The 12,405-nt window shown below is 47.2% G+C and carries 5 protein-coding genes and 2 pseudogenes; all 7 read right to left on the bottom strand.

Translation table 11 applies throughout. The features are described from left to right. Positions 1–630: 630 nt before the first annotated feature. On the bottom strand, positions 631–969 hold the full coding sequence (locus JCM10512_RS03705; protein ID WP_148298251.1) for a hypothetical protein: 339 nt from the start codon (positions 967–969) through the stop codon (positions 631–633). A gap of 374 nt (positions 970–1,343) precedes the next feature. Then, positions 1,344–3,888: pseudogene (locus JCM10512_RS24775) on the bottom strand (hypothetical protein). A gap of 227 nt (positions 3,889–4,115) precedes the next feature. Continuing rightward, on the bottom strand, positions 4,116–8,108 hold the full coding sequence (locus JCM10512_RS03695; protein WP_044160580.1) for a hybrid sensor histidine kinase/response regulator transcription factor: 3,993 nt from the start codon (positions 8,106–8,108) through the stop codon (positions 4,116–4,118). Between the two features lie 149 nt (positions 8,109–8,257). Further along, on the bottom strand, positions 8,258–9,589 hold the full coding sequence (locus JCM10512_RS03690) for a murein hydrolase activator EnvC family protein (protein WP_044160498.1): 1,332 nt from the start codon (positions 9,587–9,589) through the stop codon (positions 8,258–8,260). Beyond that, positions 9,586–10,157, bottom strand: a pseudogene (gene lolB1, locus JCM10512_RS03685) (lipoprotein insertase outer membrane protein LolB1). Before lolB1 ends, JCM10512_RS03690 begins: the two are co-directional and overlap by 4 nt. Next, positions 10,154–11,902 (bottom strand): tetratricopeptide repeat protein, encoded by a 1,749-nt coding sequence (locus JCM10512_RS03680; protein ID WP_044160496.1) that lies wholly within the window; start codon positions 11,900–11,902, stop codon positions 10,154–10,156. Before JCM10512_RS03680 ends, lolB1 begins: the two are co-directional and overlap by 4 nt. A 33-nt stretch (positions 11,903–11,935) precedes the next feature. Beyond that, positions 11,936–12,370, bottom strand: a complete 435-nt coding sequence (gene dut / locus JCM10512_RS03675) for a dUTP diphosphatase (protein WP_044160578.1) — start codon at positions 12,368–12,370, stop codon at positions 11,936–11,938. Between the last annotated feature and the right edge of the window lie 35 nt (positions 12,371–12,405).

Below are 12,405 nucleotides of genomic sequence, written 5' to 3'. Positions count from 1 at the left end.
GAAGCTGTTTTGAATTCTTCGCCGATCTAAGTGCAAGCCTACTTTCTCTGAGGGACGCTAGTACTTGACCCTATTGACCGAAGTTCTTGATTCAGGTTATTTGTCTCTCAGGCTATTAACACCTGGCAGATAGAGCATTAACACTTCAAACCCAAGCTATTAACACCTGAAAACCTGCCTACCATAAGCCATCCACCAGATTATATTAAACAACGGAATCGGTAAACAAGAGCCTGACCGTTTTGGGAAAGGAATCCATGCAAAGTCCGGCTTCTTTTCTTGTTTACGCAATCCGCTCCCTTCCTCCTACATGCAAGAAAAAATATTTCATCTCTCATGCTCTCATCATTTTCCATCTAAAAACCAATCAGTCAGAATATTAAAGAATGAGAGATACTTTTGAAAAGCGGGATCTCTCATCATTTTCCCGCATTTTCACCCCTTTTTGGACGTATCTCTCATCATTTTTGAGGTGTCTCTCATTCTTTTTAGCTGTATTCCGCATGGGATATCGCTACGTTTATCGGACACACTGCTGTTATCTCCCGCATTCGGGAGGGCAACAGTCAACTCACTTTAGAGATAAGACTGCTTAAAATCAACCCAAAGAAGGGATAAGGAAAAGACCTGTCAATTGGCAGCAGACAAGGGAGGAAATAAAGTCAGTTGGAAACAGGAAGAATAAAGAATGGCTTTGTATCCTTTATTACTGTGATAGCTTTTTGGGGCAAGACAACGGTTCTTCTTCAATTCTGGTGCAAGGCAAATTGAAAAGGCAGCAGTAGCTTGAAGGCGTAACAATCCCTTGTCACCCAAATGTCCCTTAGCGTCACAACTGTTCTCAACGGTTGGCACGGCAGTATTCACCTGTGCCACAACTGTTCTTGCGGTTGTCACAACTGTGCCACTGCGGTGGCACAGTTGTGACAAGCTGGTGGCACTGTTGTGACACAGGCATGGCACAGCCAAATACACTACTTGTTTTCAGCAAGAGTTACCATGCAAAACCTAAAAAGGTGTTATCGGAAACTGCTTATCAAGAAGAGTTTCTTAAAGTGTCTCAATTCTTTCTTACCGCTAAGATAAGTTGACTAAGACTGATCGGTGACAGAGAATTTCCGAAGGCAGGATTCTTCGTCACTTTAGGTGCAAGTTTAGTATTTCTCAGGGGTTATTTAAGAAGGTAAAGTCAAAGAAAGGGGGAATCCGTTCCTTTACCCGGGGCAAACGCGCCCTTTGCCCCGGGTAAGAGCAAGAAGAGCCCCGGGCATTTCAGATTTTGCCCGGGGCTCCAAATTCGGTTCGTACCAAGGTAACCAAGCGTAGCGGAATACGTAGAGCGTTTACGGCTCGAGGGAAGAGTAAGTCACGCTTCCTATTTTGCCGTCACCACCCAACATTTCCGCCTGAATCACCAACGGAGTTGTGTACTGATTGTTGTAGCAACGGATCGTAGCGTTCCCATTACCATCGATCGACAGTTTGGGGTTCCAATAAAGCGTCCGCCGCTTATCGGGCTTATCCATATAAAGTTCGCGGCTGGGATAAGCCGGTGAATAATATTCCAGCGGACGAGTATAACTCTGAATAAGCGTTTGCCGGGTTCCATAAGCCTGACTCTGGTTCTTATTCAATACATCGCGCCGATGGTATGGGATCAGATAGAATATACTGTATTTATCCAGCGCCGTCACATCGACATCGTTGGTATCGGACACCTTCGAGTTCTGAAGGATGTCGTCATCAATACCCTTCGTGCCTTTACCGATGATGATCGAAGCCAATCCGTCTACTTCGGTCAACATCATATTCACCTCCGTAGTCGTAAGAATGTGATTGTCCATAATGTAACAAATCGGTTTCTGGCGATAGGTACAGCTATCGTTCGAACGATCCCAATAGAACAGGGGATTCAACATTTCCATCAATTGGGGAATGGTCAGAACAACCTTTCCCTGATCGCGCAACAGGTCGAGTGACTGCCGAACATTGTAATACGCATCGATACTTTGCTCTTTGATTCGGGTAGCCATATTCCCCCGGTCTTTCCGCTTCGCTTTAATCTCCACCTCGTCCAACAGATGGATATCGTCTGCCCGGCGGAGGGAGTCCCGGTACAAAGAATCAAATCTTTCGACAGCCGGTTCCCAGTTGGCCGGCACATCCCATTGCGGGTGAGACTCTACATAAGCATAAGGGCGGGAAGCCGGTGAAAAGTTACGGTCAATATAGATCGCCGCATCTTTGTTCTGTTTTTTATCGACCTTCCGAGTTTGCAGCAAAGCATCTAAAGTTCCTTCCAACTCATCAATCGGAATGCTGAAATTTCCCGTAGCATCTGTTGTCGTATTACCGCTTATAAGCTGTTCACCCTCTTTGATCATCACGCTGATGGCAATATCCTTCAGGTTTTTCTTAAAGAGAGTCGACTTTACCTGCCCGCTTAGCATCAACTGCTTCTCAGGCAATTGGAGCGGTGTGAAAGAAACCGGCTTGATGAGCTGGCTCATATCGTATTTGCGCCAGCCATGTATCATCATTAGCGCATCCAGTTCGTCCTGTTTGCGGCTGGAAAAGTCTGTAAAATAATAACCCGGTTGATGGATGTATCCTTTCAGATCGGAGGTGAGCAGCAGATCGGTAAACAGGTTGTTGTCATATGCCACATAGTCCGAACGCATACCGTCGCGAATACTCACGGAGAGGTTGCCCGTAACCGGTTCGCCCTGTGCATTCCGGACCTGAAGTTCACAATCAATCGGTTCATAAGGCGTATAAAGCTTTTTCACACCTATGGGAGATATGCTCAAGGGACTCTGCGGATAGGAATAGACAAACCGATCGACCAATGTCGTCCCTTGTCGATCGAGAAGGGTGACCTGCAAGACTCCGGCGGGTAGTGTGCGGGCAACGAAAGCAAGCTCTTGCGGTACGTTTGGCTGACAATTGACAAGCCGACAGAAATGAGGCGTCCTTGATACGAAATTAAAAGCGCCAGCGTATCTTGCGGAGTGGCATCATTGCAAGTTACCCGGACACTCATGCTCCGCCGCGGTTACTGACGCCCAATACGTAGCCACTCTTCAAAGCGACAGGCAGTTCAAACTTATAGGTATCTCCCTGATAAACGACTTGCGCAATCGCTGGTTGGGCGGAAGGTGTGTAGTCAAAAAGCCCCATTCCATCGTGCATTGTCTGCAAAGAGGTGAGTTCTGTCCCCTCTTTGGTATAGAGTTTCCCGGTGAGTTCGACACTCCCTTCGTTTTTGCTTTCTGCCTTGAAGGCGACTTTGGAAGGAACTCCTTCCACCAACTGCCCTCCTTCCGGGAAAAAGCTGACAGTTAACTTCTGGGTATTGCCCTCCGGACGCAGCCTCATCGAAGGAGGCAGGTCGTAGGTACTGATGTGACGCTCCGGAGAATCGCCGCCGGAGGGTTTGTAGATTGGAAAGGTGCGTGAGAAGTATTGGGGTTCGGCAAACCCAAGCATCCATCGGGTATAGGCCCGCACTTCATAGTAACCGGACATCATCGAAGGAGAAAGAATGAACTGTCCGTTTCCTTCTCCCTGATCCAACCGAAGAATCTGCTTGTCGGCCACATGCCCGGCCTGATCGATTAGTTCAACATACAACGGACGACTGATGGGGCAAGGAATGGGCTTATCGGCAAAGGTCACGTAGGCTTTGAACCAAATGGTGTCTCCAATGTAGTAACTGGTGTTATCGAAATGCAGATAGGCTTTCTCGCGCGGATAATTATCGGCGAAGTCCTGAGCCTGTTTCACGTATTGTTCAAACACGGTTTTAGCGGGTGGATTGTCTGCCCGGGCGGTTGTGAAGCACAAGACATAGCTCAAAAGCAGAAACAGAATGCGTTCATTTTTCATCTTCGTATGATTTATTTCAGGTTTTATCTGCCCCTTCTGCCGTTACTTCTTCGTTACATAGCAGGTAGCATACAAAAATAAGAAATAAAAAAGAGGCCAGAGGATAAACGCTGTTCAATAAATAATACGAACTGTTCAATATTTGCAAACGACAGGGATCAAATGGCTGTCAGAGGCTTAGGAGCATCCCGGGTTGGGGATGCTCGTTCTCTTTATATAATGCCAAGTCAAGGGTTTTCAAGTGGAGGCTGCCCGGTGTAATCCTTCGGAAGAACGCCATATTGGGTCTTAAAGCATTTGGCGAAATAGGAGGAGGAGACGAAGCCTACCTGTGCGGCTACCTCCGAGATGCGGGTTCCATCCATAATTAGTTCAGCAGCCTTGTGCATTCGAAGCGTTTTCAGGTAATCATTAGGCGATGCTCCGGATAAGGCTTTAATCTTCCGGTAAAAGTTAGAGCGGCTCATGTGCAGTTGTTCGGCCAAAGTATCAATCGAGAAGTTCTCGTCGGCCAATTGCTCGGCAACCACTTCCTGGATTCTGGCTACGAACTCGCAATCTTTCTGCGACATCGCGAATTCTCCGTTACTGATGTGTCCGGCACTGCCCGAAAGGTTAGCCATTAGTTTGTGGAATGACTGACGCAGTTTGAGCAAGTTCTCAATCTGCATATGAAGTTGCCTGATTGAAAACGGCTTTTCGACATACACATCGGCGCCACACTCAAGCCCTTCAGCCTTCGACTCCAATGTGGTCTTGGCCGTCAACAGAATCACAGGTATATGGGAGCTATCGATATTGCTCTTCACACGCCGACAAAGTTCCAGCCCATCCATCTCCGGCATCATCACATCGCTGACAATGACGTCGACACTCTCCTGCTCCAAGATGGTGAGCGCTTCGAGTCCGTTAGCCGCTTTTAGCACACGGAACCAGACAAGGAGTGATTCGCGGGTGAGGTTCAACAACTCGACATTGTCTTCTACCAACAATACGGTAAACTTCTTACCCGAGAATTCCGACGTTTCTTCTTCGGATACCTCTTCGCTCTCGGTATACAATTCGACGATATCGGCAGTATCTTCCTCCCATTCCTTAATCGGTAGGGACAGGATGAATGAAGAGCCTCCTCCATCATTGTTCTCCAGGTAGAGGTTACCGTTGTGTGCCTGCGCCAACGACTTGGCAAAAGCCAGTCCGATACCGGTACCGGAAGCGGCCGCTACTTGATCGCCCGGCAGTTGGTAGAATGCTTCGAATATCTTTAGTTTTTGTGCGTCCGGCACGCCTATGCCGTCATCGCTTACCCAAATCTCATACCCTTCTTCACCGGTAACGAGTTTCAGTTCGATGTATTGGCGAGCGTATTTAATGGCGTTTCCTACCAGGTTAACCAGAATCTTACTGATCTTATCCCGGTCTACCATCGACACAAGATCCTGCTCCGGCAAAGTCAGCACCAAGTCGATACCTTTCAGTTCGGCAGGACTTGTGAACTGGCTGTACACATCACTCACCAACTCCTTGATGCTGCATTTCTTGAGGGCAAGTTGCAACGCTCCATTCTCCATTTTCTGGAAATCGAGCAACTGATTGGTTACCCCGAGCAGGTAATTGACGTTCTTATCAATCACTGACAAGTATCTGGCTTCTTTCCCTTCATGCCTTTGCTCCTGAAGTTTCTCCAAAGGCAGGCGTATCAGGCTTAGCGGGGTACGTATCTCGTGCACCAGATTGATAAAGAAGTTGATCTTCGACTTATACATCTCCTTCTCTTTCTGAGTTTGGTAGTCTTCCATACGCCGTTTGTACTTGATCTTTATGTGACGATTCCAACGCCAACCGGTATAGAATGCCATACCCAGCAGCAACAGGGTATAGACAGCGTAAGCGATGTTGCTTCTCCACCACGGCGGAGTGACGACAATCCAAAGCGAGGTCGGCTGGTTGTTCCAGTGTCTGTCGTTATTAGATCCTCGTACTACAAACTCGTATTCGCCCGGAGGAAGGTTGGTATAAGAGGCTGTATTGCCGGAGGTGACAATTTCTTCCTTATCGACTCCTTTCAAGATGTAGGCACACTCATTCTGCCCCGGCTCCTCATAACTCAAGGAGACAAAGCGGATGGTAAAGCTGTTGTTTTCGTATGACAGTTGCACACGTGATGAGAGATAAAGCGGTTTCTCCAAGTGCAACAACTTCTTCACGGCCTGTTCGTCCGCCACATTGGGCAACGTAATATCGGTTACATAGACAGGAGGGGAATATTTATTATCGGTAAACTCCCGCGGTTCAAATGCGTTCAATCCGTTGATCCCACCGAAATAGATCACGCCCTTCGATGTTTTCAGGGAAGAATGGGTGGTAAACTGATTCCCTTGCAATCCGTCATTCATGGTAAACAGACGGGAATGTTCTTTGGCAATGGGGTTAATCCGGATCAGTCCGGCATTGCTGGAAACCCAAAAGTCGCCGGATTGATCCTGCTCGATGGAGTAAATCACTTTATTGGGTAAGATCGTGTTCTGCGGATCGAAGTCGGTAAAAGCCTGTTTCTCTCTGGAGAAAGAACAAAGTCCTCCGCCATTCGTACCGAACCACATGGTTCCCCTGACGTCTTTAAAGATGGAGATTACCGAATTACTGGTGATGGTAGTCGGCTCGCCACGCACATGTTCAAAGTGTTTCCAGTGTCCGTTGGATGTATTGTAGCGGAACACGCCGTTATTGGCAGTCGCAATCCATAAATTATCATACGAGTCTTCATAGATATTCATGACGGAAATCATGGAACCGATATTGGTAATGGTGACAAAGTTATCCGCCACAGGATTGTAACGGCATAGGCCCCAACTTGTACCGACAAAGACATCGCCTTTCTTATCTTTATAGATACTCAGGACATCGTTGCTGCAAATGGTATTGGGAATGTCACGTGAATGCTTGTATGTTCTGACCGCACCTGTCGCCAGATTGACCACATGCAGCCCTTCGGAATAAGTACCGACCCACAAACAGTTGTTTTCCAATAGCAGACTACGGATGTCGTATTCCATCATCGGGTTCTTTCCTAGCTTATACTCCGTGAAAGAACGCGTCCGTACATCGAAGAGCCACAATCCATTCCGGGTTCCTACCCAGATATTTCCGTCTTCGTTCTCACAAAGCGGCCCGATCTCTTTACCGCTTCCCGTCAGGTCGGCAGGCGAAAAGTACTCAAACCGCCTCATCTGCTTGGGCATGTAGTTCACTCCACCCGAGTTGGTCATCACCCAAAGCGTCCCTTCCGCATCCCACATCATCGCATTGATTGTAGGGTCGCTCAGCTTTCGCATTCCTAACAGGTTATCACCCCGTCGGAAAGATTTACGGACACGATCGAACAGGTAAAGCCCGTCATTTGTCCCGAGTAGCAGTTCGTTGCCTTCATATTTGAGCAAGCAAAGAATGGCTCCGAAATTGAATGCAGAGGTATCGTATGTCTCTAAGGTCTTATCTCTTTCGCTGTAACAGCCCAACATGTTTGTACCCACCCCAAACCAGATCTCTCCACCGATACTCAGCAGGCTGTTGATTTTCTGATTAGCCAGGTTTTTATCGGACAGAACCGGAAAGGATTGCAGATATTTGCCCTTTTCATCGAAGCTAAGCAATCCTTCTTGCATGGAAGAAACATAAATCTTACGGTCTCTTCCCTGGCAAAGATCCCAGATGAAAGAAGTCCATACACTATTCTGCGAAAGCTCCTCTTTTACCGGATCGTACATAAAGAGCCCTTGCCCTAAGGTAGCTATCCAGATCAATCCATTCTGTGCCTGAATGATCTTCCGAACTTCACTACTGATAAATACACCGTACTCTGTGGTATTCTTGAAGAACGAGAAACGGTCGGTGGATCGGTGGTAAATGTACAAACCATTGTTTGTCCCGATCCAGATATCATCATCTACTTCGAGCAGAGAGCTGACAAAGTTATTGCCCAGGGAGTAGTCGTCATTGAGGTCGTTGCGGTATATTTTGTTACCTCGCCCATCGTAACGATTCAGACCGTCACTGGTTCCAACCCAAATGAAACCGTATTTATCTTGCATAGTACACCAGACTGTATTATGTGAGAGCCCATCTTCTACCTGATATCTCTTGAATGAGAAATCGGAAGCAGCATAGAGAACATCGCTACAGAGTGCAAGAAGGAAGACAAAAAGGGAAGTCAGCTTTATCATGTATTATAAGGATATAAGGGTTCAGATGGCATGAGATCGCTGGCGAATTTACACATTTTAGACCAAATAGCTACAATAAGCCCGCAAAAAATGCCCGAGTCAACTAAACTTTAAGATTTAAAAGGTAAAAGCCGGCAGATTCCGGATTAGCGATTTAACCAGGGTTCCGGGTTGAGTTTCTCTTTCTCTTTCCTTAATTGGAAATGCAGTACCGTACGCCCGTTATCCGTTCCATCCGAGAAGACCTGCCCGATAGACTGTTTGGTAGATACCGTATCTCCCGCCTTGACAGAGGCCGAAGAGAGATTACAGTAGACTGAGATGTAGTTGCCGTGACGAATCAGCACATTAAACAAACCGTTCAACTGGAACACAGCAGCCACTTTACCATCGAAAATGGCCCGGGCTTGTGCACCCGGTTTTCCCTGAATGTCTATACCTTTATTATCCAGCTTCACGTTGCGAAGTCCTTCCACAGCGTATTGTCCGTAGCGGCTCGTTATGATATAGGAGCCTGATATAGGCATAGGTAGTTTCCCCCGATTGGCTATAAAGTTGCCAGACAACGTCCGGTCTGCCTTACTCATGGTATACGTATCGAGTGGTTTTGATTTCTCTGGGGCTACTGTTTCCGTAGCGGTCTTTCGCTCCGTTTTATCTGTTTTGTCGGTCTTCCGTTTGGCTTCCGCTTCGCGACGTGCCTCGGCTTCCCGGCGAGCCTCAGCTTCCGCCAATTTACGGGCACGCTCTATCTCTTCGGCAATCAAGCGGTCGATACGCGCATTGAGCTGATTGGCCTCGCGCTTCTTCTTATTCAGTTCATTTTGCAGTCCTTTTTGCTTCTTCTGCAAGTCGGTTAGCAACACCCGTTTCTCTTTTTCTTGGTCTTCCAACTTGGTCTTCTCGCCTTCCCGCTCTTTGAGAAGGCCTTCTTTGGCCGCTCTCACTTGTTGCCGTTCCGCTCTTTTCTTCCGTACCTGTTCCTGCTTCTTCAAGATTTCTTCTCCTTGCAAGCGTTGGTAGGTAGCATATTCGCGCACATAGCGCATACGCCGATAAGTTTGCCCAAGATTCTTAGCCGAGAAAACAAACATCAATTTCTCTTCGATCGACTTGTTCTTATATAAATACTGCACAGAAGCCTCATACTTGTTCTTCTTCTCCTTCAGGTCCCGTTGCAAGGCATTCAGCTGACGTTCCAGAACGGCCAACTCCTGCTCAATCGCATCCATATCCTTATTGATGGCCAGGATGTACCGCTTACGTTCCTCGATTTGTCCGGTTAAGGTAGCCAAGCCGTTCAACTGGCTTCCCACATCTTTCTTTGTACTTCTGAGCAACGACTCGTTATCGGCAATCTGCTTCTGCAAAGCGCCACGCTTCCCTTCCAACTCTTTAATTAGTTTATTAGACTGAGCCGAAACGGGTATTAGCAAACACAAACAGCATATCCAAAGTACAAAGAAACGTTTCATCATAACAAGACCATCAGCATTTTAATTAGGTCCTCCAAGGGGACTTGTGTATATCTCGAAGTCAGCTCCGTAGGGCTAACAGCAAACTCTTTAGATGAGAAATCATAGAACAGAACCTTTGCTTTCTCCAAGGCAGGAATGCCCAGTTCACTTCCCGTAAACTCGGTTCGTCCGCCCGGTAAGGAAGCAGCCGTTAAAAGCTTCTCCAAACGAGAGAATTCCGCGTTTTTGGGAAAGATCGTTTTCAGTTCCTCTTTCGTTGTGCGCACATACCGCTTGTTCATCCGGTCTACCAGCAGAACTTCGTCGGGTGTGATCTCGATCCGGGCAACCTCCGAGCGGAAGATGGGCATCAGCAACGAAATCTGTACGCACTCACGACTCTTCATTTTCATTGTACCGGCAATATCCATGCTACTGCCTTATTGGGAATTGTCAGCCGCAACTTAGAAGACAAATAACTGGTGACCGGAACTGCCGTAACTTCGGGCTCCGGAACCGCCAAATGCTTCGAACTCTTACAACCTGCCAACAACAGGACAGCTAACAACAGATAAATAACCCTTCTCATTCAGCAATATATTTTTTCTTTTCAAGCTTTTGCTTGAGCACTTTCGAATCTCTTCCCATATCCAACGCCTGCTTCCAGTATTTCAGCGCACCTTCCACATCGCCAACCATGAAGTAGATATCTCCGCAATGCTCCACAACCACATCGCTCTTATTTCCACCGTTTTTAATGGCGTTGTCGATATAGATACGGGCTTCCGCATATTTACCTTTCTCAAACAGAATCCAAGCATACGTATCTAGATACGTGGCGTTGTTTGGTTCAGCCTTCACGGTTTTATAACTCATCTCCTCCGCCTTGTCCAATTCCCGGCGTTCAACGGATAGATAATAAGCATAATTATTCAATGCACCAATGTTGGACGGATTATAAACCAACGCCGAGTCGTAAGCCGCATACGATTCTTGCGACAATCCCTTCGAGTGATACATATCGCCCAAAATGGAATAGAAGTCCGATACTACCTCTTTCCGGCTCTCGGGCGTAACCTGCTCCAACGCTCTTTTAGTAACGCTTAGCACGCTGTCGGTCTGTTCAGCCTGGTTATAGGCAATAGCAAGATAATAGTAAAACTCCAAGGCATCCGGATTCGCTTCAATACCCGGTTCGCAGACCTTGATGATCTGCTTATAATCTTCTTTCTTCACCGCAGCAGCGATCAACATCATGCGCGCCGCTTTATTGGTGGGATCAATATCGACTACTTGCTCCAAAACCGGAACTGTAGCCGCTTCCATATTCTTCGATAGCAAATATTGAGCATAAAGCATCGGGATCTGCGCATCATCCGAATCTTGTTGTATCACTCGATTGAACAAGTTGATCACCTGTGTGCTGTCTTTGCTTGCCTCTTCGTTCTGCACAATCACCTGCCGCATCACGTTCACTTTCGTATCCGCATCTACCTTTTTGTTTAGCAATAAGGTATCCAGTTGCTGTTCGTACAACTCTTTTTGCCCTGTCACATCATAGTAAGACGCCATCGAGAAGAGTGCCATCGGGTTATCGGGTTCGACTGCCAATACTTTCTGGTAGGTATCATAAGCCTCTTGCTTCTTTCCATGTTGCAGATAGACATCGCCCAGAATCACCTGATAACGCATATCCACCGGGTATTCGCGTACCAGACTCTCTATTTCCTGAAAAGCTTTCTTATCATCCTTTATCTGAAGATAAATCCGAAACTTCTCCATCGTTATCTGCTCATTCTTACCCGTCCGTAATTCGATACGATTCAACGTTGCAATAACATCGTCATACTTCTCCTGCCGGTTATAGATATCCAACAAATTGAATAACACTTCCTGCTTCTCGGGGAAACGGACTGCCATCTTCTCCAACAGTGTTACCGCTTTGTCCAATTCAGTCTGTTGCTGATACAGAACAACCAATCCCTGGCAATACCAATAATTGTCAGGTGCATAAGCGACCGCCTTTTCTAAAGCAGCCTGGCCTTGCGGTAGCTGGCGCAAAAACATATAATATTGAGATATCTCGTACAGCGCTGAAGCTGCTTGGGGATTTATGTCCAAACAATGTTGCAGCAACCCGAAGGCGCCTGTATAATCCTGCTGTTCCTTTAGCCGGACTGCCTCCAAGAAGAAGTAATCATACCTACGCTGCTGATCGGGCGACAGAGAAATAGGTTCCGTAACGGGAAACTCGCTGTTATTCGTTTTACGCGTCGTCCCGCATGAAACCAGCATCAGCATTCCTAAAAGGAACCACGAAATTCGTATACTCATGTTCATCAGTTCAATAATACTATCCTATTTTCATTACTCACGTCCGGTGTGACCAAAGCCGCCGGCACCCCGTTCGGTCTCATCCAAGACCTCTACTGCCTGCCATTGCGGTTGTTCATGCCTGGCAATCACCATCTGCGCAATCCGTTCTCCGTCCTCAATCAAAAAAGCCTCCGCCGAAAGATTGACCAGGATGATGCATATTTCACCCCGATAGTCTGCATCGATCGTCCCCGGAGAGTTGAGCACCGTGATTCCTTTCTTAATTGCCAAACCGCTACGGGGGCGGATTTGTGCCTCTACGCCTTGCGGCAATGCGATATAAAGTCCGGTCGGTACCAGGCAGCGTTGCAAAGGAAGAAGGTTGATCGGTTCGGAAAGATTTGCGCGGATATCCATCCCGGCAGACATTTCAGTGGCATAAGCCGGAAGCGGATGCTTCGATTTATTGATAACTTGAACGTTCATAATGCTATGTTTACCATTTAACGGGCGAAAATACA

The organism is Bacteroides reticulotermitis JCM 10512 (assembly GCF_000517545.1).
Lineage (GTDB): Bacteria > Bacteroidota > Bacteroidia > Bacteroidales > Bacteroidaceae > Bacteroides > Bacteroides reticulotermitis.
This window is presented reverse-complemented; position numbering and strand designations above follow the sequence as displayed.

Coding starts and splice junctions, on each gene's coding strand:
- JCM10512_RS03690 (WP_044160498.1), bottom strand. CDS start 9,589: ATGATGAAACGTTTCTTTGTACTTTGGATATGCTGTTTGTGTTTGCTA.
- JCM10512_RS03680 (WP_044160496.1), bottom strand. CDS start 11,902: ATGAGTATACGAATTTCGTGGTTCCTTTTAGGAATGCTGATGCTGGTT.
- dut (WP_044160578.1), bottom strand. CDS start 12,370: ATGAACGTTCAAGTTATCAATAAATCGAAGCATCCGCTTCCGGCTTAT.